This window comes from Camelimonas abortus (assembly GCF_042432745.1).
GTDB classification, from domain to species: Bacteria; Pseudomonadota; Alphaproteobacteria; order Rhizobiales; family Beijerinckiaceae; genus Camelimonas; species Camelimonas abortus.
This window is the reverse complement of record NZ_JBHLWR010000006.1, coordinates 1,433,887-1,459,304: the sequence shown is the minus strand read 5'-3', so window position 1 is coordinate 1,459,304 and position 25,418 is coordinate 1,433,887. Positions and strand designations below refer to the sequence as shown.

General features: G+C 69.3%; 23 protein-coding genes and 4 tRNA genes. 19 read left to right on the top strand and 8 right to left on the bottom strand.

The features are described 5' to 3' along the window. Positions 1-205 precede the first annotated feature (205 nt). Positions 206-1,090: an RgsD C-terminal domain-containing protein gene (locus ACFFJB_RS08735; RefSeq protein WP_376832607.1), complete on the bottom strand. Its 885-nt coding sequence runs from the start codon at positions 1,088-1,090 to the stop codon at positions 206-208. A 333-nt stretch (positions 1,091-1,423) separates the two neighbouring features. On the opposite strand from ACFFJB_RS08735, the gene ACFFJB_RS08730 reads away from it, so the two are divergent. Both ACFFJB_RS08730 and ACFFJB_RS08725 read left to right on the top strand, forming a co-directional pair. Then, on the top strand, positions 1,424-1,996 hold the full coding sequence (locus ACFFJB_RS08730) for a nitroreductase family protein (protein WP_376830821.1): 573 nt from the start codon (positions 1,424-1,426) through the stop codon (positions 1,994-1,996). Further along, entirely contained in the window at positions 1,996-2,610 is a 615-nt protein-coding gene (locus ACFFJB_RS08725; RefSeq protein ID WP_376830820.1) for a flavin reductase family protein, read from the top strand. Before ACFFJB_RS08730 ends, ACFFJB_RS08725 begins: the two co-directional genes overlap by 1 nt. Positions 2,611-2,626: 16 nt before the next feature. Here the strand turns inward: ACFFJB_RS08725 and ACFFJB_RS08720 are convergent, their stop codons facing one another. Continuing rightward, positions 2,627-3,517 (bottom strand): HpcH/HpaI aldolase/citrate lyase family protein, encoded by an 891-nt coding sequence (locus ACFFJB_RS08720; RefSeq protein ID WP_376830819.1) that lies wholly within the window; start codon positions 3,515-3,517, stop codon positions 2,627-2,629. Positions 3,518-3,578: 61 nt separating this feature from the next. Beyond that, positions 3,579-4,355: an NAD kinase gene (locus tag ACFFJB_RS08715; RefSeq protein ID WP_376830818.1), complete on the bottom strand. Its 777-nt coding sequence runs from the start codon at positions 4,353-4,355 to the stop codon at positions 3,579-3,581. 183 nt (positions 4,356-4,538) lie between these two features. Here ACFFJB_RS08715 and cutA point away from each other — a divergent pair, with 183 nt between their 5' ends. Further along, positions 4,539-4,913: a divalent-cation tolerance protein CutA gene (gene cutA, locus ACFFJB_RS08710; protein WP_376830817.1), complete on the top strand. Its 375-nt coding sequence runs from the start codon at positions 4,539-4,541 to the stop codon at positions 4,911-4,913. Between the two features lie 242 nt (positions 4,914-5,155). Further along, positions 5,156-5,440 carry a putative quinol monooxygenase gene (locus tag ACFFJB_RS08705; protein WP_376830816.1) on the top strand — a complete coding sequence of 95 codons (285 nt, stop codon included), beginning with the start codon at positions 5,156-5,158 and terminating at the stop codon, positions 5,438-5,440. Between the two features lie 217 nt (positions 5,441-5,657). Here ACFFJB_RS08705 and ACFFJB_RS08700 read toward each other — a convergent pair whose 3' ends face one another. Beyond that, the gene (locus ACFFJB_RS08700) at positions 5,658-6,608 is read right to left on the bottom strand and encodes a PaaI family thioesterase (protein ID WP_376830815.1); all 951 of its coding nucleotides are present in this window, start codon (positions 6,606-6,608) and stop codon (positions 5,658-5,660) included. A gap of 242 nt (positions 6,609-6,850) precedes the next feature. On the opposite strand from ACFFJB_RS08700, the gene ACFFJB_RS08695 reads away from it, so the two are divergent. The 3 genes from ACFFJB_RS08695 (at position 6,851) to ACFFJB_RS08685 (ending at position 9,366) form a co-directional block, all read left to right on the top strand. After that, complete coding sequence (locus tag ACFFJB_RS08695) at positions 6,851-8,020, top strand: epoxide hydrolase family protein (protein ID WP_376830814.1); 1,170 nt, start codon at positions 6,851-6,853, stop codon at positions 8,018-8,020. Between the two features lie 138 nt (positions 8,021-8,158). After that, positions 8,159-8,794, top strand: a complete 636-nt coding sequence (locus ACFFJB_RS08690; protein ID WP_376830813.1) for a trimeric intracellular cation channel family protein — start codon at positions 8,159-8,161, stop codon at positions 8,792-8,794. A 497-nt stretch (positions 8,795-9,291) separates the two neighbouring features. Beyond that, positions 9,292-9,366 (top strand) — tRNA-Thr (locus ACFFJB_RS08685). A gap of 161 nt (positions 9,367-9,527) precedes the next feature. Here ACFFJB_RS08685 and ACFFJB_RS08680 read toward each other — a convergent pair. After that, entirely contained in the window at positions 9,528-10,361 is an 834-nt protein-coding gene (locus ACFFJB_RS08680; RefSeq protein ID WP_376830812.1) for an LOG family protein, read from the bottom strand. A gap of 24 nt (positions 10,362-10,385) precedes the next feature. Beyond that, positions 10,386-10,892, bottom strand: a complete 507-nt coding sequence (locus tag ACFFJB_RS08675; protein ID WP_376830811.1) for an ester cyclase — start codon at positions 10,890-10,892, stop codon at positions 10,386-10,388. Between the two features lie 329 nt (positions 10,893-11,221). Here ACFFJB_RS08675 and ACFFJB_RS08670 point away from each other — a divergent pair, with 329 nt between their 5' ends. Beyond that, positions 11,222-11,590 carry a hypothetical protein gene (locus ACFFJB_RS08670; protein WP_376830810.1) on the top strand — a complete coding sequence of 123 codons (369 nt, stop codon included), beginning with the start codon at positions 11,222-11,224 and terminating at the stop codon, positions 11,588-11,590. Positions 11,591-11,714: 124 nt separating this feature from the next. Here ACFFJB_RS08670 and ACFFJB_RS08665 read toward each other — a convergent pair whose 3' ends face one another. Both ACFFJB_RS08665 and ACFFJB_RS08660 read right to left on the bottom strand, forming a co-directional pair. Further along, the gene (locus ACFFJB_RS08665) at positions 11,715-13,391 is read right to left on the bottom strand and encodes an MFS transporter (protein ID WP_376830809.1); all 1,677 of its coding nucleotides are present in this window, start codon (positions 13,389-13,391) and stop codon (positions 11,715-11,717) included. 479 nt (positions 13,392-13,870) lie between these two features. Next, positions 13,871-14,713, bottom strand: coding sequence for a TrmH family RNA methyltransferase (locus ACFFJB_RS08660; protein WP_376830808.1), 843 nt, complete (start codon positions 14,711-14,713; stop codon positions 13,871-13,873). Between the two features lie 265 nt (positions 14,714-14,978). Between ACFFJB_RS08660 and ACFFJB_RS08655 the strand changes: the two genes are divergently transcribed. The 11 genes from ACFFJB_RS08655 (at position 14,979) to rpoB (ending at position 25,417) form a co-directional block, all read left to right on the top strand. Further along, positions 14,979-15,063, top strand: a tRNA-Tyr gene (locus ACFFJB_RS08655). Between the two features lie 154 nt (positions 15,064-15,217). Then, positions 15,218-15,291, top strand: a tRNA-Gly gene (locus tag ACFFJB_RS08650). 327 nt (positions 15,292-15,618) lie between these two features. Next, positions 15,619-16,809 carry an elongation factor Tu gene (gene tuf, locus ACFFJB_RS08645; RefSeq protein ID WP_376830797.1) on the top strand — a complete coding sequence of 397 codons (1,191 nt, stop codon included), beginning with the start codon at positions 15,619-15,621 and terminating at the stop codon, positions 16,807-16,809. Positions 16,810-17,062: 253 nt separating this feature from the next. Then, positions 17,063-17,139, top strand: a tRNA-Trp gene (locus ACFFJB_RS08640). 323 nt (positions 17,140-17,462) lie between these two features. Beyond that, positions 17,463-17,660, top strand: a complete 198-nt coding sequence (gene secE / locus ACFFJB_RS08635) for a preprotein translocase subunit SecE (protein WP_376832605.1) — start codon at positions 17,463-17,465, stop codon at positions 17,658-17,660. A 10-nt stretch (positions 17,661-17,670) separates the two neighbouring features. Next, the gene (gene nusG, locus ACFFJB_RS08630; RefSeq protein WP_376830807.1) at positions 17,671-18,201 is read left to right on the top strand and encodes a transcription termination/antitermination protein NusG; all 531 of its coding nucleotides are present in this window, start codon (positions 17,671-17,673) and stop codon (positions 18,199-18,201) included. Between the two features lie 267 nt (positions 18,202-18,468). Next, positions 18,469-18,918, top strand: a complete 450-nt coding sequence (rplK, locus tag ACFFJB_RS08625; RefSeq protein ID WP_376830806.1) for a 50S ribosomal protein L11 — start codon at positions 18,469-18,471, stop codon at positions 18,916-18,918. Positions 18,919-18,929: 11 nt separating this feature from the next. Beyond that, positions 18,930-19,631 carry a 50S ribosomal protein L1 gene (rplA, locus tag ACFFJB_RS08620; RefSeq protein ID WP_376830805.1) on the top strand — a complete coding sequence of 234 codons (702 nt, stop codon included), beginning with the start codon at positions 18,930-18,932 and terminating at the stop codon, positions 19,629-19,631. 481 nt (positions 19,632-20,112) lie between these two features. After that, entirely contained in the window at positions 20,113-20,628 is a 516-nt protein-coding gene (rplJ, locus tag ACFFJB_RS08615) for a 50S ribosomal protein L10 (protein WP_376830804.1), read from the top strand. 48 nt (positions 20,629-20,676) lie between these two features. Then, entirely contained in the window at positions 20,677-21,057 is a 381-nt protein-coding gene (gene rplL, locus ACFFJB_RS08610) for a 50S ribosomal protein L7/L12 (protein ID WP_376830803.1), read from the top strand. 226 nt (positions 21,058-21,283) lie between these two features. Next, complete coding sequence (gene rpoB, locus ACFFJB_RS08605) at positions 21,284-25,417, top strand: DNA-directed RNA polymerase subunit beta (RefSeq protein ID WP_376830802.1); 4,134 nt, start codon at positions 21,284-21,286, stop codon at positions 25,415-25,417. Position 25,418: the final 1 nt, after the last annotated feature.

Sequence of the window (25,418 nt, the reverse complement as noted above, 5' to 3'; positions counted from 1 at the left end):
CCTGTGGCGGCGCCGTGAAAACCGTGCCCCCTCAGACAGGAGCGGCGCGGCGACGGGCGCGCCTGCCCCCCGTCGCGCAGGGACAACGCGGATGCGGCCGCTCCGTTCCTGTCTGGCTGAAGGCGCGGGCGGGCGTCGCGCAAACCTGCGGGGCTTCGCGGGGGGGCCTGGCGGGGGCGTTGCGGGGGCCTGGCGCGGGGCCGGCTCAGTCCGCGGCGAGCACTTCCACGTCGCGGTTGACGCCCGACTCAACCTGGAACTCGCGCGTGTACACTTTGCCGTCGTGGCGGGCGATGACGATGTAGTCGCCTTCCTCCAGCACCAGGGTGGGGAAGGCGCCGATTTCCTCGCGGATGACGTCGCCGCCCGGAGTGAGCACGCTGAAGGCGGTGCCGGCGAAGGCCTCGCCGCCAGGCGTCTGCACCAGCTTGAGCGTCACCGCGGCGGCGCGGTGGCGCACCGTCGCCTCGGTGACCTTGCCGGGCTCCACGCGCAGGTCGGCGCGCATCACCGCATTGGCGTCCCCGTAGGTCGAGACCACGTGATAGACGCCCTCCGGCAGGCGGATCACCTCGCCGGGCGGCGCGTTCTCCAGCACAAGGCGGCCTTCCAGGTCCTGGCCCACAGGCACATAGACCGACACCTGCATCTGCGCCGGCGGAATCGGCGTGTCGCCGACCACGCCGGTCACCTTCAGCCCGCCGGCGTTTATCGACAGCTGCGCCGTCGCGTCGCTGGTGAGACTGACGCGCTGCATGGCGCTGGCGAAGCCATAGGCCACATGGACCACGTAAACGCCGGGCTTCAGCGAGAGCGCCGGCGTGGCCTCGGTGGTCTCCGCTTCCGGGCGGCCGATCTCGCCGGCGGCGACGTCGCCGTCCGGGTAAATGCGCCAGACGAGGCCGCTGGCGATGGGCTTGCCCGGCGTGGCCGACAGGCTGGCGCTGAGCGACAGGCGCAGGCGCCGCCCGTCGTCCGGGCGCGTTTCCGGCGCGCCTGCGGCGGGCGCCGCCGGGGTCGCGGCCTCAGGCTGCGGCGTGTTTCCGGCGGCGGGCTGGGCGAAGGCGCCGCCCGGGGCCAGCGCAAGCACGACGGCGAGGGTCAGCGCATGGGCGCCGGGCGACCGCACGCCGCGGCCGCCGGTCCGGCGGGGCCGCGCGCCGCCATGCTGCTTCCGATTCGCCACTGGCGTCGCTTTCATCCGCATCCGCTTCCCGCAAGCTAGAGGGCTGTCCGTGAGTAGCGCGCGCCGCGCCCGGCGCCAACCGCCGCCTGCCGCCGCGCCGTGCGCCCGCCGCCTCCTGCCACCGCATCTGGCCGTTTTTCGGGCGGGCCCCGGGTTTGACCGCCGCCGCGGCGGCGGCCATGACGCTGGCGGAGCGGGCGGCGCGTCGCCGCCCGGCGAACAGGAGGCGTTCACCGCATGTCGGAGATGATGACGATGATGGCCCGGCGCCGCTCCGTGCCGCCGGCCGGCATGAAGGGACCGGGCCCGGACCGCGGCCAGCTGGAGCAGCTGCTGACCCTCGCCGCCCGCGTGCCCGACCACGGCAAGCTGGCGCCGTTCCGCTTCGTGGTCATCGCCGGTGCGGCGCGCGAGCGGCTGGCGGAGGCGGTGGCCGCGGCCGCCCGCGCCGACCTGCCGGGCGCGACCGCCGCCGCCATCGCCGCCGAGCGGGCCCGTTTCACCCAGGCGCCGGTGATCGTGGCGGTGGTGTCCACGGCGCGGCCGCACCCGAAAATTCCGCTGTGGGAGCAACAGCTGTGCGCCGGCGCTGCGTGCATGGCCCTGACCCTGGCGGCCAACGCCATGGGATTCGTCACCTCATGGCTGACGGGCTGGCCGGCCTTCGACCGGCGCGTGCTGAACGTCCTGGGGCTTGCGCCGCACGAGCGCATCGCGGGATATGTTCACATTGGCCAGGCGACGGCGACGCCGCCCGAGCGCGAGCGTCCCGACATGACGCAGATCGTGACCTGGTTCGGGGAGGAGTGATGTTCTACGAAGCTGACCGCCGGCGGGAAGCGCTGGCGCATGACCCGTTCAAGGCGCTGGTCGCGCCCCGGCCCATCGGCTGGATCAGCTCGGTGAGCGCGACGGGGGCGGTGAACCTCGCCCCCTACAGTTTCTTCAACGGCTTCTCCACCGATCCCGGCATAGTCGGCTTCTCCACCTACGGCTATAAGGACAGCATCGCCTTCGTGGAGGAGACCGGCGAATTCACCTGCAGCCTGGTCAGCTGGGACCAGCGCGACGGCATGAACCAGACCTCGGCGCCGCTGCCGCGCGGCGAGAGCGAGTTCGCCTTCGCCGGGCTGGAGATGGAGCCCGCGGCGCTGGTGAAGCCGCCGCGGGTGAAGGGCGCGCCGGCTGCGCTGGAGTGCCGCTACCTGCGCACCATCCGCCTCGACGACCTCAACGGCGCCGACACCGGCTGGAGGTTGGTGCTGGGGCAGGTGGTCGGCGTCCATATCGACGACCGCTACCTGCTGGAGGGCGGCCGGGTCGACACCGCGGCCATGAAGCTGCTGGCCCGCCTCGGCTTCCGCGACTATGCGGTGGTGACCGAGGTGTTCTCCATGAAGCGTCCCGAGGGCGGCGGCGACTGAACCCCGCCAGCCGCCGTCAGCGGCTGGCCTGGCCCGTCGCTCCGGCGCGGGCGAGCAGGCGCTGCGCCTGGCGCAGGTGCGGCCGGTCCACCATCCTGCCGCCGATGTTGATCACGCCGAGGGAGCTGTCGGCGGCGAAGGCGGCGACGATGGCCTGCGCTTCGGCCACCGCTTCCGGCGCCGGGGTGAAGGCGGCGTTGATCACCGGGATCTGCGCCGGATGGATGGCCAGCTTGCCGGCGAAGCCGTCGCGGGCCGCTCCGGCGCATTCACGCGCAAGGCCCGCCTCGTCGGCGAGGGCGGTGAACACCGTGTCGATGGCGTCCACCCCCGCCGCCGCCGCGCCGAACAGCAGCAGGTCGCGCGCCAGGCGGAAGGGGCCCGTGAACAGGCCGGCGCCGTCGCGGTTGGCGGCGGCGCCGATGTCGGCGCACAGGTCCTCCGCCCCCCAGGCGAGGGCGGCGAGGCGGCGGCTGCATCCGGCGTAGGAGCCGAGCCCGAAGATGCTTGCTCCCGATTCCGTCGCCACCGGGATGATCGCCGTGGCGCCGTCGCGCAGGTCAAATTCGGCCTCGCGCACGGCGGTCTTGGCCGCCAGATGCGCCACGTCCTGGCCGCCGGCGCATTTGGGCAGCACGAGTCCGTCCGGCGCAGCGGCCATCACCACGTCGAGATCGGCGTCGGTGAGACCGCTGTCGAGGGCGTTGACGCGCACGAACAGGCGCGGGCCGTCCGGCCGGCGGGCGGCGCGGATGAATTCGGCCGTGGCCTCCCGCGCCGCCTGCTTGCGGTCCGGCGCCACCGCGTCCTCAAGATCCAGGATCAGCCCGTCGGCCCCGGACTCCATGGCTTTCGCCATCTTGCGGGGGCTGTCGCCGGGCACGAACAGAAGCGAACGCAAGAGCACTCTCCCATGAGGCCCCGCCGGCCGAGGGCCCGGGGCGCGTGAGCCGGCGGGATGGCCGCCGTCAGTAGCCGAACTGCTCGCGCAGGATGCGCTCGTCAAGGCCATGGCCGGGATCGTGCAGCAGCACCAGCTCCACGGATTCGTCCTGGCGCACCTCCACGCGCTGCACGTGGCGCACCTCGCGGCCGTCCGCCACCGCCGCCACCGGGCGCTTGTCCGGCTCCAGCACCTCGATGGCGATGCGGGCGTGGCTGGGCAGCAGCGCGCCGCGCCAGCGCCGCGGCCGGAAGGGGGCGAGCGGCGTCAGCGCCAGCAGCTGGGCGCTGAGCGGCAGGATGGGGCCATGGGCCGAGAGGTTGTAGGCGGTGGAGCCGGCCGGCGTCGCCACCAGCACGCCGTCGGCGGTGAGCTCCTCCATGCGCACCTTGCCGTCGACGGATATGCGCAGCTTGGCCGCCTGGTGGGTCTGGCGCAGCAGGCTCACCTCATTGATGGCGTGGGCGGTGGTGACCACGCCGTTCCTGTCGGTGGCGCGCATCAGCAGCGGATGGATGATGGAGCGCATGGCCGACTGCAGGCGGACGATCAGGTCGTCTTCGCTGTAATCGTTCATCAGGAAGCCGACCGAGCCGCGGTGCATGCCGTAGATGGGCTTGTTGCGGCCCATGAAGCGGTGCAGCGTCTGCAGCATCAGCCCGTCGCCGCCGAGGGCGACGATGACGTCCGCTTCCTCGGGGTCGACGCCGTTGTAGCGCGCCCTGAGGCGCTCCAGCGACGCCCTGGCCTCCGGGGCGCCGCTGGCGACAAAGCCGATCGACAGGGTGCTGTTGGGCTGCATGTCCCGTTCTTTCGCTGTTTCCCGGCGGGCGGGCCTGTGGTGGGGCGCGCCCTTCCGCCGGCGCGCGCGCCCATGATAGGCTGGAACGCGCCGCGCCGGGAGCCTGTGCCGGCGCGCGCCCGCCGCGCGGCCGGCGCCTCGCCCGCCGCGTTCCGGAGAGGGGCCGTGAGGACGCCGCAGACGATGCCAGACACGACGCCGGAGACCACGCTGCAATCGACGCCCCACACGGGCCGCCACGCCTTCCTGTACACCACTTTTCCCGACGAAAGCACCGCCCGCGCCGCTGCGCGCGCCATGGTGGAGGCGCGTGTCGTCGCCTGCGCCAACATTTTCCCCGCCATGCGGGCCGTCTACCGTTACCAGGACCGGATCGCGGAAGCGGCGGAGACCGCGGTGATCTTCAAGCTGCCGGACGACCGCCGCGACGCCGCCGCGCGGCTCCTGCGCCAGAACCACCCTTATGAAACCCCGGTGGTGGCCTTTCTGGACGTGACCGCCGACGCCGCCACCGCCGCCTGGCTGCTGGCGGAAACCCGCGCGCCCGCCGGCGGCTGAATGGTTAACGGCGCTACGGTCAAGTTTTTGCGACCGTTACAAAAATTTTACTTTCCCCAGGCGGCGGCGCCTGTTAATATCTCCTTAACATCTGAACGCGGGCGCAGCTCCTTTCAGACTCACTCCGCGAGACCGGCCCCCTCTGTCCCCTCAGAGGGGGCTTTTTCGCGTCTGCGCCCGCCCCCTTGCATCCGCCGCCAGCTCGGCTATGCCAGAACAGGCAACAACAGGAGGAAAGCCCAATGGTTTCGATCGTCGCCAGAATCCAGGTGAAGGAGGGCGAGGGCGCTTCGTTCGAGAAGGTGGCGCGCCAGCTGCAGGACGCGGTGGCGGCCAACGAGCCCGGCTGCGAGTTCTACCGCCTGCACCGCACCGATGACCCGAACGTCTACGTGTTCATCGAGCGCTACAGGGACCAGGCCGCCATCGAGGCGCACCGCAAGTCCGACCATTTCCGCACGCTTGGCAAGGAAATGGGCCAGTTCATGGCCGGCCCGCCGAAGGTCGAGGTGTTCCAGGAAGTCTGACGGCGCCGCCTGTGGCTCCGGTCTGGCGGCGGCGCGCCGCGCAGCCACGGGGCCGGGGCTTCCGGGGCCAGACATGCGCGCGGCCGCCCTCACGGGCGGCCGCCTGCGTTGGCCGGCTTCCGGAAATGGCCGGCGCCGCCGCGGCTTCCCGCCGCGCCGGTCCGGCCGGCGTTCGCGACGGCCGGCCAGGCCTTCCGCCCCTTGCCGTCGCCGGCCCTTAGTCTTCCTGGCGCAGCAGGAAATGGCCGTAGGCGCTGGCGATGGGCCTGTCCGGATCCTCCTGCCACGCCTCCACCATCACCGACACCACGCGGCGGCCGGCCTTGGTGATGCGGCAGCGGCCGTAAGTGTCCACCGGGCGTCCCGAGCGCAGGTAGTTGATGGTGAGGCCAATGGGCTTGGGCGGCCGGTTCTGGCCGAACTGGGCGCTGAGCTGCAGCAGGGCGGTGGTTTCCAGGAAGGCGCCGATGGCGCCGCCGTGCAGCGCCGGCAGCGACGGATTGCCGATGAGCCGGGGCTCGAAGCGCAGCGTGGCGGTGACCTCCTCGCCCTTCTGCTCGCACTCCACGCCGAGGAAGCGGGCGTAGCTCATGCGCTCCAGCATCTTCTGGGCCGGGCTGTCGGGCGTGGCCGGCGGCGCCGGCGGCCGCACCGGAATCTCGCCGAGCTTCTGCCGGTCCGGACGGGCGGCGAGGGTGGTGTTGTTGGCCGCCAGCATGAAGGTGGCGACGGCGTTGGCGATCAGGTCGCTTTCGCCCTGGTAGGCCTCGGCGCGGACGAAGGCGATGTTCTTCGTCATCTTGTAGCAGTGGGCGTGGCAGCGCACCGTTTCGCCCTTCGAGGCCGGCTTCATGTAGTCGATGCGCAGGTCCAGCGTGGCGATGGCCTGTTTCATCACCCGCTTGAGCTGCACCGAGGCGCCGCAGGTGTGGTCAATCAGGGCGGTGATGACGCCGCCGTGCAGGATCCCCGATTCGACGTCGCCGGCGAACGCCTCCTGCCACGGCAGGGCGAGCGTGGCGTGTCCGACCCGCGCGGTCTCAAAGGTGAGGCCAAGGGCTTCGGCATGCGGCGTGCCGCCCTGCATGCGCTTGCGGATGAAGTCCAGCAGCGCCGGATCCAGCTCGGCGCCGTCTTCCAGGGCTCCGGTGACCTCCGTGATCTTCATTCGGGGTGGACCTCCAGGCAGAACGTGTGACTGGCCCGCGCGAGAGGCGCGGGCGGGGATCTTGTTCCGCGATACTCTCCCGTACATCATTGTGGCAAGAGCAATTGCGGCGGGCGCCGGCGCGCCCGCAAGCCGTGACGCGGGGCCGCGCCGGCGCGGGCAGCCAGCTGCGCGGCGCCGCGGGCCGGGCGACGGAGCCGGTGACGCGGCGCCGCAAGCAGACGCTGGAGGAAACACGCCCCATGACGGAGACGTCCGCCGTCCGCCCGTTCCGCCTCGCCATTCCCGAAAGCGAGCTCGACGACCTGCGCCAGCGCCTCGCCCGCACCCGCTGGCCGGAGCCGGAGACCGTGGACGGCTGGGCCCAGGGCGCGCCGCTCGCCGCCGTGCAGGACCTGTGCGACTACTGGCTGCGCCATTACGACTGGCGCCGCTGCGAGGCCATGCTCAACGGCTTCGGCCTGTTCGAGACCGAGATCGACGGCGTCGTCATCAACTTCATCCACCGCCGCTCGCCGGAGCCCGGCGCCCTGCCGCTGCTCATCACCCACGGCTGGCCCGGCTCGGTGATCGAGTTCCACAAGGTGATCGGTCCGCTGACCGATCCGGCGGCCCATGGCGGCGATCCGGCCGACGCCTTCCACGTGGTGGCGCCGAGCATTCCGGGCTACGGCTTTTCCGGCAAGCCGCGGCGCGCCGGCTGGACGGTGCAGCGCGTCGCCGCCGCCTGGGCGGAGCTGATGCGCCGCCTCGGCTACGACCACTACGTCGCCCAGGGCGGCGACTGGGGTTCGGCCATCAGCATCGCCATGGGCGAGGCGGCCCCGGAGGAGCTGGCCGCCATCCACCTCAACATGGTCACCGCGCCGCCCGCGCCCGACCAGCGCGCCGGCATGGACGCGCGCGAACAGGCGCTGCTGGCGCGCGCCCGCTACTACAGGGAGCAGGGCAGCGGCTACGCCGTGCAGCAGAGCAGCCGGCCGCAAACGCTGGCCTATGGCCTCACCGATTCCCCCGCCGGCCAGGCGGCGTGGATCTACGAAAAGTTCTGCGAGTGGACCGACTGCGACGGCGATCCGCTCAACGTGCTGACCCGCGACGAGCTGCTGGACAACATCATGATGTACTGGCTGCCGGCGGCGGCGGCGTCTTCGGCGCGGCTTTACTGGGAGAGCTTCCGCAGTTTCGCCGTCGGCGAGGTGCGGGTGCCGGTGTGCTGCAGTATCTTTCCGAAGGACATTTCGCCGCCGGCGCGGCGCTGGGCCGAACGGCGTTTTCCCGGCATCGTTTACTGGAACGAGCTTGACCGGGGCGGACATTTCGCGGCTTTCGAACAGCCGGAGCTGTTCGTCCGGGAGCTGCGCGCGGCGCTCAGGCCCTGGCGGCGCGCCGGCCACGGGCGGGCGGCCTGACGCCAGGGGCCGGCCGGACCGCCGGCGCCCTGGCGGCGCGCCTGCGCCGCGACGGACGGTCCGGCCCCGGGGGCGCAGGCGGGCCTGCGCCCGCTTCCTCTGGCGCCGCGGGGCGGCGCCGCGGAGATTTTGGCGACCATGAGCATCAATTCGGCGCTTCTCCTGCTGACGTTCTACTATGTGGCGATCGTCGCCGACGCCATGACGGCGGCGCTCGCCGCGGGGCGCCGCTCCATGGACTGGATGGGGGTGGCGATGCTCGGCCCCATCACCGCCCTTGGCGGCGGCACGGTGCGGGACGTGCTGTTCCAGCACTATCCGCTGACCTGGGTGCACAATCCGGCGCTGCTGCTGATCACCGCCGGGGCGTCGCTGGCGACCATCGCCATCGCCCGTTACATGCATCACCTGCGCCGGCTGTTCCTGCTGCTGGACGCCATCGGCCTGGTGGCGTTCTCGGTGATCGGCTGCAATATCGCCGCGGAGATGAAGCTGCCGTTCCTGATCATCATCGCCTCGGGGATGATCACCGGCTGCGTGGGCGGGGTGCTGCGCGACATCCTGTGCGACGACATTCCGCTGCTCTTTCGCACCGAGCTTTATGCGACGGTGTCGATTTTCACCGGGCTCGTTTACATGGGCGGCCAGCGTCTCGGCGCGCCGCACGATCTGGCGGCGCTGGCGGCGATGGCCGCCGGACTGACGCTGCGCCTGCTGGCGCTGCGCTTCGGGTGGAGCATGCCGAAGTTCGTCTACACCGACACGCTGCACTGAGACGTTGACGGTCCGCGCGGCCGGCCCGGCCGCGCGGGCCGGCGTGGCGTTCAGGGGGACGCAGCGCGTCCGCGTCGCCGGCGGCCCGGCCGCTGCCGTGCGGCCCGGGCCCCTTTTGAGCGCGGGGGCGCCGCGCGGCCGCATCGCCGGCGCCTCGCGGCAGGCGTCCGGCCTCTGGCGCCCGTGAGGGGAGAGCCGCGGCGCCCCGCGGCGGGGGCTCGCCAGTAAAGCGGCCCGCCAGGGAAGGGCGCGCGCGGGCCAGGGGGCCGGCGCCGTCAGGACGCCCGGCCTTCGCGCGCCGTGGCCGCGCCGGAACGTCCGTTCCTGGAGAAAAAGCCTGAAATCGCCGGCGGGACGCCGGGGATGTCCGCGCCAGACAGGGCGGCGTCCACCGCCGGCGCGCGTCCCGCGTCTTGCCTCGGCGGGCGAATATTGATAGCTGGACAGGCGACGGCGGGCGCGCGCCCGCGACGGCCGGACCGGCCGTCTCCCGGAACGCCGGCGTAGCACAGCGGTAGTGCAGCGGTTTTGTAAACCGAAGGTCGGGAGTTCGATCCTCTCCGCCGGCACCATGGATTCCAGGCCTTTTCCATCCGGAAATCTCTGGCGCCGTCTGGCCGGCGACGCGCGCATGCGGCGCTCCGCAGGCCGGCGCCTGCAGGCGCCGGCCGGGGCGCAGACATGCGGCCGGTTTCGCCGGACGCGCGGGAAGGGGGCGCGTGCCGCCGCAGGTTCAGGCGGGCAGGTTGGTGACGCCGCGGCGCACCAGCGATTCCCAGCCTTCTTCGGCCGTTTCGGCGTATTCGAACAGTTCGACGTCCTCCGGGGAGATGACCTCCTCCTCCACCAGCATGTCGAAGTTGATCAGCCGGCTCCAGTACGCCCGGTCGAACAGCACGATCGGAATGCGCGGGGCCTTGCCGGTCTGCTGCAGCGTGAGGATCTCGAAAAGCTCGTCGAGGGTGCCGTAGCCGCCGGGGAAAATCGCCAGCGCGTTGGCCCGCATCGCCAGATGCATCTTGCGCATGGCGAAGTAATGGAAGCGCAGCGTCAGCTCCGGCGTGGAGTAGGGGTTGGGGCGCTGTTCGTGCGGCAGCGTGATGTTGAAGCCGATGCTGGGCGCGCGCACGTCGGCGGCGCCGCGGTTGGCAGCCTCCATGACGCCGGGCCCGCCGCCGGTGGCGATGACGTTGTCGCGCCAGCGGTGACGCGGCGCGAAGGCGCCGCCCCGCTCCGAGGCGATGCGGGCGAATTCGCGCGCGATCCCGTAATGCCGCGACTGCTGGCGCATGCGCTCAACCCGCGCCAGCTCTTCCGGCGTGCGCGCCGCCGCCGCGGCCGCCGCCACCTGCTCCGGGCTCGGCGTGCGCGCGCTGCCGAACACGATGATGGTGGAGCGGATGCCCCAGTCGCGCAGCGTCAGCTCGGCTTTCGCAAACTCCAGCGAGAAGCGGAGGGCCCGCATCTCGTCCCGCAGCAGAAAATCCTTGTCCTCCACCGCGAGCAGATAGCTGCGGTTCATCACGCCGGCCGGTGCGCCGGCGTGGTCGCGCGTGTCGTTCTCCATGTCCGCTTTCACAACTCCGGGGCGTCAGTGGTAGCCGCGCAGGCCGAGAACCTGCCTGGTGATCGAGCCGGAATCGCGGGCCGCCCAGCGCCGGGCGATCCGGTCTCCGGCAAAGGTAAACCAGTCAATTGCCACCAATTCGTAACTGGCGCCCGTCGGATGCTGTCCGGGAAGGTCCCGCCAGGGGCCGATGAACCGCCCCTTTTCGATGACCAGCGCGGCGGCGGCGTCGCCTTCGCAGACGATGTCGACAATGTCGAGCCGCGTCGACATGTTCTGGTGCAGCTCCTGCCAGAGGCGGATCGCCTTGTCGATTCCGGTCGTCCTGTCGCCAATGCTGATGTTGGCGCCGTCAGCGAATAGCGCGCGCAGGTTCCGCCAGTCGCCGGCGTTAAAACTGGCGACATAGGCCCGGATCAGCCCTTTCGCGTTCTGTCTGGCCATGCAGCGGTCGCGCCTGTCGTCAATCACCCCACGACCGTCTTCGTTTACCGACAAATTCCCTAACGTTAAGCCGAATTTTTGCGACATCTGGTCATCCCTGCGCCCGCGTTCTCTCAAAACGCCGGCCTGTTCCCGAGGCGCATGTGCATGAGCGCGCTGTCTTCGCCTCGTCCGACCAGCCTTGCCGGCCCCTGCGCTTTGGGACGGGATCAGGGCGTAGAGATGGCGAAAAGATCGCCAGACGGTGATTTTGCGTGAGAACTGACGCGATCTGCTGACAAGAGCCGGCCGGCCAGCGCTTCCGCCCGCGCCGGGAGCCTGTCATGACATGGTCACGTCTTTTCCGGATTCCGGATATATTTCTTTTATATCACGGTGAAGTGCCGTCATTTTCTATGTATCGTGAGGTGAATATTATGAATACGCTTTCCAGTGCTGGCGCCGGCGTCCGGCCGGCGCGCGGGCGGGGGCTGCGCGCCGTCGGGCTCGCGGCGATGGTCACGGCCGGCTCGATGGTCATGCTGACGCTGTCCGCTTCCGGGGCGGCGGCGTGGGGACGTCACGGCCATTATTATTACCCGCCGCCGCCGGCCGGCGTGATCGGCGGCATGGCCGTCGGCGCGCTCGCCGGCGCCGCCCTCGCGGGGAGGCTGGCTCCGCCGCCCTATTATGCGGCGCCGCCGGTTGTGGTCTATCGCTCCTACCCGGTCTGTTATCTCACCAGGCGCCACGTCTGGATCAAGGGCGTCGGCTGGCGCCGGCGGACCGTCGAGGTCTGCGGATAGGCCGCGACTGCGCGCGGTTTCCGGAACGCACGGACCGCCGGCGCGGCTGCGCCGGCGGTCCGTTGCGTTTTTCAGGCGCGCGGCGGCGTCCGCCGCCGCGCGCCCCAAGGGGCCGCCTCGCGGACTAGCGGTTGTCGTAGGTTTCGATGTCTCGGTCCTTCGTCTCCGGCGCCAGCAGCAGGCCGATGACGAAGGTCATCAGGGCGATCACGATCGGGTACCAGAGGCCGAAGTAGATGTCGCCGGTCTGCGCCACCATGGCGAAGGCGGTGGCCGGCAGCAGGCCGCCGAACCAGCCGTTGCCGATGTGATAGGGCAGCGACATTGAGGTGTAGCGGATGCGGGTGGGGAACAGCTCCACCAGCGCCGCGGCGATCGGCCCGTACACCATGGTCACCAGCAGCACCAGCACGAACAGCAGGCCAATCACCCCCGCGACCCGCGGCTGGAAAATGTCGAACGGATGATTCATGCGGATCACGTCCGCCTGGGCGCCGCCCATCGGGTAGCCGGCCGCCTTCAGCGCCGCCGTCGCCGCCGTGCGGAAGTTCTGGTCGTAAGGCACGACCACGTCGTTTACCCTGACCGACACCGGCGTCCCGGGCGGCGGCGCCACTGTCTCGTACCGCACCGAGGACTTGGCGAGGAAGTCGCGCGCCAGGTCGCACGGCCGGGTGAACACGCGCGTGCCCACTGGGTTGAACAGGTCGCCGCACTGGGCGGGATCGGCCTGCACCGTCACGCGCACGTTCTCGATGGCGCGCTCCAGGTCGGGGTTGGCCAGGGTGGTGATCTGCTTGAACACCGGGAAGTAAAGCAGCGCCGCCAGCACGCAGCCGGCGAGAATGACCGGCTTGCGCCCGACCTTGTCAGAAAGCCAGCCGAAGAACACGAAGAAGATCGTGCCGAACAGCAGCGACCAGGCGATCAGCAGGTTCGAGGTGTAGCCGTCCACCTTCAGGATCGACTGCAGGAAGAACAGCGCATAGAACTGGCCCGTGTACCAGACCACGCCCTGGCCGGCGACAAGGCCGAACAGCGCGATCAGCACCACCTTCAGGTTGCGCCACTGGCCGAACGCCTCCGAAAGCGGCGCCTTGGAGCGGGAGCCTTCCTCCTTCATGCGCTGGAACGCCGGCGACTCGTTCAGCTGCATCCGGATCCACACCGAAATGCCCAGCAGCACGATCGACAGCAGGAACGGAATGCGCCAGCCCCACTGGGCGAACGCCTCCTCGCCGACCACGGTGCGGGCGAGCAGGATGACGATCAGCGACAGGAACAGCCCCAACGTCGCCGTGGTCTGGATCCATGACGTGTAGAAGCCGCGCCGGCCATTGGGCGCGTGTTCGGCCACATAGGTGGCGGCGCCGCCGTATTCGCCGCCGAGGGCGAGGCCCTGCAGCAGGCGCAGCGTGATCAGGATCACCGGGGCGATGAAGCCGATCTGCGCGGCGTTGGGCAGGACGCCGACGATGAACGTCGACAGGCCCATGATCAGGATGGTGACCAGAAAGGTGTACTTGCGCCCCACCAGGTCGCCGATGCGGCCGAACACCACCGCGCCGAATGGGCGCACCAGAAATCCCGCCGCGAAGGCGAGCAGGGCGAAGATGTCCCGCGTCGCCGGCGGGTAGGCGCTGAAGAACTGCGCGCCGATGATCGCCGCAAGGGAGCCGTACAGGTAGAAGTCGTACCATTCAAATACGGTGCCGAGCGACGAGGCGAAGATCACCTTTCGCTCCTCTGCAGTCATCGGGCGTCGCTGCGCGCCCGTGAGAGTGCCCGTCTCGAGCGTCATTCCAGCCTCCTTCGCTGCGCTGTTTCCGTCAGGCGGAGGGCCTGCGGGACAACCTGCGCTTTACGGAGAGTAAGGTTCGTATCCCGCTGTCCGCTGGTCGTCGCCGGAAAAGCTAGATTCGGGCCTGATACGTGTCGCTCAACAATAAGTATAAAATGTTTTGCATAAAGTGACGGTTATATTTGTTGTCATGCATGTGAAAGACGTCGCACGCGCCGCAATGCTTCCGGCGCATGGCCAGTTTTTCAGGGTCCGGCCGGCGTCCGTCCGGCCGGTTTACATGAGGTCCAGAACGTTCCTCTCGGGAGAAACCGGACAGTTCATGGGCGTTCCCCGTGATGGACGCGTTCCGGCGTCCGGGCGCGTCGCGCCACGCCCACGGTGAACAGTGACTCGCGCCGGCGCCGGACGCAGCCCCGAAAAAAGTTGGTGACGCAACGAAAGACGCAGGGCGGGATTGCGTCAGGCGCAGCCCTGGCTCAGGCGGGGCACAGGCGCGAGACGGCGTACAGCGAGATCGCCGCGGCGTTGGAGACGTTCAGGCTCCGGATCGCCCCCGGCATGTCCAGCCGCGCCAGATGCTGGCAGCGCGCGCGGGTGAGCTGGCGCAGGCCCTTGCCCTCGGCTCCGAGCACCAGCGCCAGCGGCCGGCGCATGGGGATCTCCTCCAGCGGCGCCGGTCCCGCCGAATCGAGCCCGATGCACTGCACGCCGCGCTCGGCCATGGTCTGCAGCGCCCCGGCCAGATTGCGCACGGTGACGAGGGGCACGTGCTCCAGCCCGCCGGAGGCCGACTTGGCCAGCACGCCGGTGGCCGCCGGCGAGTGGCGGGCGGTGGTGATGACGGCGCTCACCCCGAAGGCCGCGGCCGTGCGCACGATGGCGCCGACATTGTGCGGATCGGTGATCTGGTCCAGCACCAGAAACACGCCGTGCTGCGGCATCGACTCCAGGGTCGGCCCCGGCAGCGGCTCCGCCTCCGCGTAGAGGCCCTGGTGCACGGCGTCCGGGCCCACCAGCCGTTCGATCTGCTCCGGGCGCGCCGTTTCCGGCGCAACCGGCGGCTGCAGGCCTTCGGCGGCGAGGCGGCGCAGGGCGTTCTCCGTCGCCAGCAGGCGGCGGAACACGCGGCGCGGATTGGCGATGGCCTCGATCACCGGCCGCCAGCCGTACAGCACCACGATGTCGTCGGCGCAGGCATCGCGGCTGGCGTTCCGCTCCGCCCGCGCCCGCGCGGCTTCGCGCCGGGCGTGGTCCGGCCGGGGGCGGGCAGGGCCGGCGGCGGGCGGACGGCGGTGGTGCGGAGGCCGGTTGGAGGACATGGTCGCCTGCGGACAAAGCTTCGGTGGACTGGGGCGGCGCGCGGCCGCGCCGGCCCGCGACTGGCGCGGGCGGCGGGGCCTTCTTGCACCTTCCGGCCGCGCCTGTCGACAGGCGGTAATCCACATGCCTTTGCAAAAATCCGCGCCGGCGGCGTTGACAGGGCCGGCCGCCCTTCGCATAAGAGCGCCACGTTGACCGGCGGCGACGCCCCGGCGACGCCAACGGGCCGCTCACCCTGCGGTCCGCGGACATTCCGGACGGTGAGGAGGGATGCCCGAGTGGTTAAAGGGGACGGACTGTAAATCCGTTGGCTACGCCTACGTTGGTTCGAATCCAACTCCCTCCACCATCGGTCCCGGAATGCAGCGCGAGCTTCGCCGCATTTTCCACAAGCGCCCTTGCAACGCCAGAGCGATGATACATATTCTGGCGCAGGCGGCGACGGGGCGACCTGACGTCGCCATCCGGTCGCGGCGCGGCCGGCCGGCGAGGGCGCCGCTCACGCGGGTGTAGCTCAATGGTAGAGCAGCAGCCTTCCAAGCTGAATACGGGGGTTCGATTCCCCTCACCCGCTCCATAATCACCCTTGGGCAAATCACTCCTGGCGGCGGTTCTTTCCTGACGGCGCGGCGTTTTCCCCTGGCCTTGCTCTCCCTGGCCTTGCTCCTGGCGTTCGCGCGCGGGCGCAGTCGCGCGCCCGCCTGCGCGTGGGGGGCGGGGCGGCGCCGTGCGCGGCTGGCGGGGAAAGCCGTGGCGCCGGCAAGATAGATTTTGCAAACCGCGTCCAGAATTTGCTAGTAAGCCGCGCGTCGCCGCACGCGTCCGGGAATCCGCGGCGCGCGCGGCGCGGCGAGGCTCCCGGGGCACAGCTGTCGGGACGCGTTTCCCGTAACAGGATTGCAAGATGGCCAAAGAGAAATTCACGCGGACGAAGCCGCACTGCAACATTGGCACGATCGGCCACGTTGACCATGGCAAGACGTCGCTGACTGCTGCGATCACGAAGGTCCTTGCCGAGAAGGGCGGCGCGTCGTTCACGGCGTATGACCAGATCGACAAGGCTCCGGAGGAGAAGGCGCGCGGCATCACGATCTCGACGTCGCACGTTGAGTACGAGACGGACAAGCGCCACTACGCGCACGTGGACTGCCCCGGTCACGCGGACTACGTGAAGAACATGATCACGGGCGCGGCGCAGATGGACGGCGCGATCCTTGTGGTTTCTGCCGCTGACGGTCCGATGCCGCAGACCCGCGAGCACATCCTGCTTGCGCGGCAGGTTGGCGTTCCGGCGCTTGTCGTTTTCATGAACAAGGTCGACCAGGTTGACGATCCGGAGCTTCTGGAGCTGGTTGAGCTTGAGATCCGTGAGCTTCTTTCGAAGTACGAGTTCCCTGGGGACGACATTCCGATCGTGAAGGGCTCGGCGCTGATGGCGCTTGAGGACAAGTCTCCGGAGATCGGGCGGGACGCGATCCTGAAGCTGATGGAGGCGGTTGACGCGTACATTCCGCAGCCTGAGCGTCCTGTTGACCAGCCGTTCCTGATGCCGGTCGAGGACGTGTTCTCGATTTCGGGGCGCGGCACGGTTGTGACGGGCCGTATTGAGCGCGGCATCGTGAAGGTTGGCGACGAAGTCGAGATCGTCGGCCTGAAGCCGACGCAGAAGACGACGGTTACCGGCGTCGAGATGTTCCGCAAGCTTCTGGACCAGGGCGAGGCTGGCGACAACATCGGCGCGCTGCTTCGCGGCGTGAAGCGCGAGGAGGTTGAGCGCGGTCAGGTTCTGTGCAAGCCCGGCTCGGTGAAGCCGCACACGAAGTTCAAGGCCGAGGCGTACATCCTGACGAAGGAGGAGGGCGGCCGTCACACGCCGTTCTTCAACAACTACCGTCCGCAGTTTTACTTCCGCACGACGGACGTGACCGGCGTGGTGAAGCTGCCTGAGGGCGTTGAGATGGTGATGCCGGGCGACAACGTGGCGATGGAGATCGAGCTGATCGCCCCGATCGCCATGGAGGAGAAGCTGCGCTTCGCCATCCGTGAGGGCGGCCGCACCGTCGGCGCCGGCGTCGTCTCCTCGATCATCGAGTAAGGCGCGCAGGGGAGCCCCGCGCGGGGCTCCGTCCGTGATTCCGGCGGCGCCGTCCTGGAGGACGGCGCCGCTTTTTCATGCGCGTTTTCCCGACGGACAGCGTCCGGCCGCGCCGGACCGCGTCCCGCCGCCGGCGCCCGCCAGCGGGCTGGGGAAAACCCGCGGGGGCGGGGCGGGCGGCGCGCCGCGCACTTGCCAGAGCCGGCGCAATGGTGCATGTACGCCGCACGCAAGGCGCGCGGCGCCGCCGCTTAGGAGTGTAGCTCAATCGGCTAGAGCACCGGTCTCCAAAACCGGGGGTTGGGGGTTCGAGTCCCTCCACTCCTGCCAGCAGCCAGGCTGCCGGCAGGTTTTTTTGTTTCCGGGCCGCCGGGCCGGAGGCGGCCGGCGGGGCGGCCAGTCCGGTTTCTTCCCCATACGTCTCTGGCGCGGCCAGCCGTTCCGCGGTCATAATGGGCCGGCGGCGATTCCGTCTCCGTCCGCGCGGGGCGGGGGATCTGGCCGCGGCGACCTCCCGCGCGGCGAACGGGGGGGCTTGACGCCAGGGGCGCCGATCGTCCCTATGTCGAACAATTTCCGGTCCCGCCCGCTTGCGGCGCTGGATCCGGCACTCTTGCACTGGGAGCGGGCCGCTCTGGCGGCGCCGGCACATGATGGCGAAGACTAGCCCTGTTGAATTTATCCAGCAGGTGGGCAAGGAGGCCTCCCGGGTCACCTGGCCGACCCGCAAGGAGACGATGGTCACCACGGCCATGGTGTTCGTGATGGTGATCATCGCCGCGATTTTCTTCGTCGCCGCGGATCAGGTCATCCGTTTCGCCGTGGGCCTCATCCTCGGCGTCGGCCGCTAAGGGGGACGGGATGGCCAAGCGCTGGTATATCGTCCACGCCTATTCGAACTTCGAGAACAAGGTGGCCCAGTCGATCCGCGACCAGGCCGCCCAGCGCGGACTGAGCGACAGTTTCGAGGAAATCCTCGTGCCGACCGAGAAGGTCGTCGAGGTGCGCCGCGGCCGCAAGGTCGACGCCGAGCGCAAGTTCTTCCCCGGCTACGTGCTGGTGAAGTGCGACCTCACCGACGAGGTCTACCACCTCATCAAGAACACGCCGAAGGTCACCGGCTTCCTCGGCCAGGACCAGAAGCCGATGCCGATCTCCGAAGCGGAGGCGGCGCGGATCAAGGGCCAGGTGCAGGAAGGCGTGGAGCGTCCCAAGTCGTCCATCACGTTCGAGGTGGGCGAGACGGTGCGCGTCGCCGACGGCCCCTTCGCCTCGTTCAACGGCGTGGTGGAGGAGGTCGACGAGGCCCGCTCGCGTCTCAAGGTCGCGGTGTCGATCTTCGGCCGCGCCACGCCGGTGGAGCTGGAGTTCACCCAGGTGGACAAGGTCTGACGCGGATCCGCGCCGCTCCCGTCCCCGGCAGGGGAGGGGGGCGCGCGGCCGCGCCGGAAGCGCCGCGGCGCCCGGGGCCGGACAGGCCGCGGGCGCTTCGCGCATTGACAGAATCGTGTCCGGCGTTTAACGGACGCACTCTCCAAACGCCGTGGAAGGCGCGCCGGTCGCCAGCCGGAGTCACGCGTCGCACCGCGGTCTGCGCAGAACCCGGACCTGGGGCGGGAGGACCGCCGCAGGGCGCGGGCGATTTTTTCTGGAGCAGTCATGGCTAAGAAAGTAGTTGGCTACATCAAGCTCGAGGTGCCCGCCGGCGCCGCGAACCCGTCGCCGCCGATCGGCCCCGCGCTTGGCCAGCGCGGTCTGAACATCATGGAGTTCTGCAAGGCCTTCAACGCGAAGACCGCGCAGATGGAGAAGGGGACGCCGATCCCGGTGATCATCACCGCGTACGCCGACCGCTCCTTCAGCTTCGAGATGAAGCAGCCGCCGGTGACGTTCTTCCTCAAGAAGGCCGCCAACCTGAAGCTCGGCAAGAAGCCCGCCTCCGGCGCCAAGACCCCGGGCCGCGGCGCGCCGGTCGCCCGGGTGACCGAAGCCCAGATCCGCGAGATCGCCGAGAAGAAGATGGCCGACCTCAACTGCGACAGCATTGAGGCGGCGATGTCCATGATCCGCGGCTCCGCCCGCTCGATGGGCATCGAAGTGGTCGCCTGAGGGAGGCAAGCATGGCCCGTATTTCCAAGCGCGTCGCCGCCGCCCGCCAGGGCATTGACCGCAACCATCCGTACCCGGTCGAAGAGGCCGTGAAGCTCCTGAAGGAGCGCGCGACCGCGAAGTTCGACGAGACGGTCGAAATCGCCATGAACCTCGGCGTCGATCCGCGTCACGCCGACCAGATGGTGCGCGGCGTCTGCAACCTGCCCAACGGCACCGGCCGCACCGTGCGCGTGGCCGTGTTCGCCCGCGGCCCCAAGGCTGATGAGGCCAGGGCCGCCGGCGCCGACGTCGTGGGCGCCGAGGACCTGATGGAGCAGGTGCAGGCCGGCAACATCAACTTCGACCGCTGCATCGCCACGCCGGACATGATGGGTCTGGTCGGCCGCCTCGGCAAGATTCTGGGCCCGCGCGGCCTGATGCCGAACCCGCGCGTCGGCACGGTGACCATGGACGTGGCCGGCGCCGTCGGCGCGGCCAAGGGCGGCGCCGTCGAGTTCCGCGTCGAGAAGGCGGGCATCGTGCACGCCGGCGTCGGCAAGGTCTCCTTCGAAGACGGCAAGCTGGTCGAGAACATCCGCGCTTTCGTGGACGCGGTGGCCAGGGCGAAGCCCGCCGGCGCCAAGGGCGCGTACATCCAGCGCGTTTCGGTCTCCACCACCATGGGGCCGGGCCTGCGTCTGGATCTCGCCAGCGTCACCACCCCGGCCTGAGCCGCGGCGAACGCTTCAGGGGAGGCGCGGCCCGTCCGCGCCGGTCCGCCCACGCGCATTGCTATTGGCAAATGACGCTGGAGGGACTATTTACCCCATTCGTAATGCGACCGCCGGTCCGGAATCGGGCCGGCGGCCGGAGATCCGCCCCGCAAGGGCGGTCATGGCCGGGAGACGGAGGCGCGCCTCCGTCGCACCGGTTTATGCGTCCTGTCCAAGACTGCCGGCGCCTTCAGGGAGTTTCCCGGGCTTAATATCGCATGATGCCAGCACAGACGGGTCTGACCGCATTCTGGACACCTGCCGCCATTGGCGCAGCTCAGCCAGCGTAACGGTTCGAACCTCGCACGTCAGGCGCGATTCCTGGTGATCGCGGCCTGGGGGACAGGGCTTGCGAGCGTCGCCGCGTTTCCTTCGGGAAGGCGGCGGCATGTGCAGCCGGCGAACAGGGGAAACCCGTTCGCCAACCGGAGAGAGCCAAGTGGACAGAGCAGCAAAAGCTGAGCTCGTCGCGACTCTCAACGACGTGTTCTCGAACGCGGGCGTTGTGGTCGTGGCCCACTATTCGGGCCTTTCGGTCGCCGACATGCAGAAGCTCCGCAGGGAGATGAAGCAGGCCGGCGCTTCCGTGAAGGTCGCGAAAAACCGCATCGCGAAGATCGCTCTCGAAGGCAAGGACGTCGCTTCCATCGCGCCCCTTCTCAAGGGCCCGACGCTGCTGGCCTACAGCAGCGACCCGGTTGCGGCGGCGAAGGTGGCTGTCGACTTCGCCAAGACCAACGAAAAGTTCAAGGTGCTTGGCGGCGCGATGGGCGCCACTTCCCTCAACGCGGACGGCGTGAAGGCCCTGGCCTCGCTGCCGTCTCTCGATGAACTGCGCGGCAAGCTGGTCGGCCTCATCCAGGCCCCGGCGACGAAGCTGGCGCAGCTCTCGACCGCTCCGGCCGCAAAGCTGGCGCGGGTGGTTGGGGCCTATGCCAACAAGGACGCGGCCTGAGGTCTTTGAGACCCTGTCAAAGTTCGAACACAATCAGGAAAGTTTATCATGGCTGATCTGGCTAAACTCGTCGACGACCTGTCGGCTCTGACCGTTCTCGAGGCCGCTGAGCTGGCCAAGCTGCTTGAGGAGAAGTGGGGCGTGTCCGCCGCGGCCGCCGTGGCCGTGGCCGCTGCTCCGGTTGCTGGCGGCGCCGGCGCCGCTCCGGCCGAGGAGAAGACCGAGTTCAACGTCGTCCTGGCTTCGGCTGGCGACAAGAAGATCGAGGTCATCAAGGAGGTGCGCGCCATCACCGGTCTGGGCCTGAAGGAGGCCAAGGACCTGGTCGAGGGCGCTCCGAAGACCCTGAAGGAAGGCGTCGCCAAGGACGAGGCCCAGAAGATCAAGGAGCAGCTCGAGAAGGCTGGCGCCAAGGTCGAGCTCACCTGATCCGGATCGCGGCCGTCCGCGGGCGGCCGCCCGATCGCGCATGCTGGCGGTCCCGGAGGAATTCCTCCGGGACCGTCAAGCCGTCTCCGGCGTACGGCCGGAGCTGGCCTGCGGCAGAGCCGCAAACAGGGATTCTGGCGCCGCCGGCGCCGCGATCCTGGCCTGGTCGCCCGCGCTCCCAAAGGCGCCGCTGACCGCCACGGTCGTCTGAATGGTGAGGGACCACATGGCTCAGACCAACACCAGCAGGAAACGCCTCCGCAAAAGTTTCGGCAGGATCGCTGAAGTGGCGGAGATGCCGAACCTCATCGAGGTTCAGAAGGCGTCCTATGACCAGTTTCTGTTGGTTGAAGAGCCGGAGGGCGGCCGTCCGAACGAGGGCCTGGAGGGCGTTTTCCGCTCGGTCTTCCCGATCAGCGACTTCTCGGGCGCGGCCCTGCTCGAGTTCGTCAAGTACACCTTCGAGCCGCCGAAATACGACGTCGACGAGTGCCGCCAGCGCGGCCTGACCTTCGCCGCGCCGCTCAAGGTGACGCTGCGCCTCATCGTGTTCGACATTGACGAGGACACCGGCGCTAGGTCCGTGAAGGACATCAAGGAGCAGGACGTCTACATGGGCGACATTCCGCTCATGACGGCGAACGGCACCTTTATCATCAACGGCACCGAGCGCGTCATCGTCTCGCAGATGCACCGGTCGCCGGGCGTGTTCTTCGACCACGACAAGGGCAAGACCCATTCGTCGGGCAAGCTGCTGTTCGCAGCCCGCATCATTCCCTATCGCGGCTCGTGGCTCGACATCGAGTTCGACGCCAAGGACATCGTTTACGCGCGCATCGACCGGCGCCGCAAGATTCCGGTCACGTCGCTGCTCTACGCCCTTGGCCTCGACGGGGAGGAGATCCTCTCCACCTTCTACGACACGGTCATGTACACCCGCGACCGGCGGGGCTGGCGCATGCCGTACAATCCCGAGCGGATGAAGGGCTTCAAGGCCACCGTCGACATGATCGACGCGGAGACCGGCGAGGTCGCCATCGAGGCCGGCCGCAAGCTCACCGCCCGTTCGGCCCGCCAGCTGGCGGAGAAGGGCCTGCGCTTCCTGCAGGCGCCCGAGGAAGACCTCGTCGGCCTCTATATCGCCGAGGACCTGGTCAATCCGGAGACCGGCGAGATCTACGCCGAGGCCGGCGAGGAGCTCTCCGAGAAGCTGCTGCGCGCGCTTGAGGAGGCCGGCTTCGACGCGCTGCCGATCCTCGACATCGACCACGTCACCGTCGGTCCCTACATCCGCAACACCCTCGCCCTGGACAAGAACGCCAGCCGCGAGGAGGCGCTGTTCGACATCTACCGCGTCATGCGTCCGGGCGAGCCGCCGACGCTGGAGGCGGCCGAGGCCATGTTCCACTCGCTGTTCTTCGACAGCGAGCGCTATGACCTGTCCGCGGTCGGCCGCGTGAAGATGAACATGCGCCTCGACCTCGACTGCCCGGACACCGTGCGCACCCTGCGCCGGGAGGACATCCTGGCGGTGGTCAAGGCTCTGGTGGAGCTGCGCGACGGCAAGGGCGAGGTGGACGACATCGACCACCTCGGCAACCGCCGCGTGCGCTCGGTGGGCGAGCTGATGGAGAACCAGTATCGCCTCGGCCTGCTGCGCATGGAGCGCGCCATCAAGGAGCGCATGTCGTCTGTGGACATCGACACCGTGATGCCGCAGGACCTGATCAACGCCAAGCCGGCGGCGGCGGCGGTGCGCGAGTTCTTCGGCTCCTCGCAGCTGTCCCAGTTCATGGACCAGACCAACCCGCTGTCGGAGGTCACGCACAAGCGGCGCCTGTCGGCCCTTGGCCCGGGCGGCCTCACCCGCGAGCGCGCCGGCTTCGAGGTGCGCGACGTGCACACGACGCACTACGGCCGCATCTGCCCGATCGAGACGCCGGAAGGTCCGAACATCGGCCTGATCAACTCGCTGGCCACCTTCGCGCGCGTCAACAAGTACGGCTTCATCGAGACGCCGTACCGCGTGGTGCGCGACGGCGTGGTGACCAGCGAGGTGGTGTACCTCTCGGCCATGGAGGAGGCGAAGTACAACATCGCCCAGGCCAACGCCGCCGTGGACGGCGACGGCCGCCTCGTCGAGGAGATGGTGGTGTGCCGTCACGCCGGCGACGTGGTGGTGCTGCCGCCGGACCGCGTGGACTTCATGGACGTGTCGCCGCGCCAGCTGGTGTCGGTGGCCGCCGCGCTCATTCCGTTCCTTGAGAACGACGACGCCAACCGCGCCCTCATGGGCTCGAACATGCAGCGCCAGGCCGTGCCGCTGGTGAAGGCGGACGCGCCCTTCGTCGGCACCGGCATGGAGGCCGTGGTGGCCCGCGACTCCGGCGCCGCCATCGCCGCGCGCCGCACCGGCATCGTCGACCAGGTGGACGCCACCCGCATCGTGGTGCGCGCCACCGAAGACCTGGATCCGAGCCAGTCGGGCGTGGACATCTACCGCCTGATGAAGTTCCAGCGCTCGAACCAGAACACCTGCATCAACCAGCGTCCGCTGGTGAAGGTGGGCGATTTCGTGCGCAAGGGCGACATCATCGCCGACGGCCCGTCGACGGATCTGGGCGAGCTGGCGCTGGGCCGCAACTGCCTCGTGGCCTTCATGCCGTGGAACGGCTACAACTTCGAGGACTCCATCCTGCTCTCCGAGCGGATCGTCCGTGACGACGTGTTCACCTCGATCCATATCGAGGAGTTCGAGGTGATGGCCCGCGACACCAAGCTGGGCCCGGAGGAGATCACCCGCGACATTCCCAACGTCTCCGAGGAGGCGCTGAAGAACCTTGACGAGGCCGGCATCGTCTATGTCGGCGCCGAGGTGCGCGCGGGCGACATTCTCGTCGGAAAGATCACGCCGAAGGGCGAGAGCCCGATGACGCCGGAGGAGAAGCTGCTGCGCGCCATCTTCGGCGAGAAAGCCTCCGACGTGCGCGACACCTCGCTGCGCGTGCCCCCGGGCGTCACCGGCACCGTGGTGGAGGTGCGCGTGTTCAACCGCCACGGCGTGGACAAGGACGAGCGCGCCCAGGCCATCGAGCGCGAGGAGATCGAGCGTCTCGCCAAGGACCGCGACGACGAGCAGGCCATCCTTGACCGCAACGTCTACGCCCGTCTCGCCGAGGCCCTGACCGGCCAGGTGGCGGTGGCCGGCCCCAGGGGCTTCACCCGCAAGGATGCGGTCATCACCCGCGAGATCCTTGAGGAGCATCCGCGCTCCCAGTGGTGGCAGTTCGCCGTGGCCGACGACCGCCTGATGGGCGAGATCGAGGCCATGCGCAAGCAGTACGACGACTCCAAGAAGCGGCTTGAGCAGCGCTTCCTGGACAAGGTCGAGAAGGTGCAGCGTGGCGATGAGCTGCTTCCCGGCGTGATGAAGATGGTCAAGGTCTTCATCGCCGTGAAGCGCAAGATCCAGCCGGGCGACAAGATGGCCGGCCGCCACGGCAACAAGGGCGTGGTGTCGCGCATCCTGCCCATCGAGGACATGCCGTTCCTTGAGGACGGCACCCCGGTGGACGTGGTGCTCAACCCGCTCGGCGTGCCGAGCCGCATGAACGTCGGCCAGATTCTCGAGACCCATCTGGGCTGGGCCGCGGCCGGCCTCGGCAGGCAGATCGGCGAGGCGGTGGACGCCTACCTGCGCGGCGGCGAGCTGCAGCAGCTGCGCGACCGGCTGAACGACGTTTACGACAACGACCCGCTGATCGGCGAGCTCAACGACGAGGAGCTGCTGGAGCTTGGCCAGAACCTGCGCCGCGGCGTGCCCATGGCCACGCCGGTGTTCGACGGCGCCAAGGAGGCCGACATCGAGGCCATGCTGGAGAAGGCGGGCCTCAGCCGCACCGGCCAGAGCACGGTGTACGACGGGCGCACGGGCGAGCCTTTCGACCGTCCGGTCACCGTCGGCTACATCTACATGCTGAAGCTGCACCACCTGGTGGACGACAAGATCCACGCCCGCTCCATTGGTCCGTACTCGCTGGTCACCCAGCAGCCGCTGGGCGGCAAGGCCCAGTTCGGCGGCCAGCGTTTCGGCGAAATGGAGGTGTGGGCCCTCGAGGCCTACGGCGCCGCCTACACGCTGCAGGAGATGCTCACGGTCAAGTCGGACGACGTGGCCGGCCGCACCAAGGTCTACGAGGCCATCGTGCGCGGCGACGACACCTTCGAGGCCGGCATTCCGGAGAGCTTCAACGTGCTCGTCAAGGAAATGCGGTCGCTGGGTCTCAACGTCGAGCTCATCAACTCGCGCCAGCTGGAGGCCGAGGCTGAGGAGAATCCGCCGGTCGAGGCCGCGGAATAAG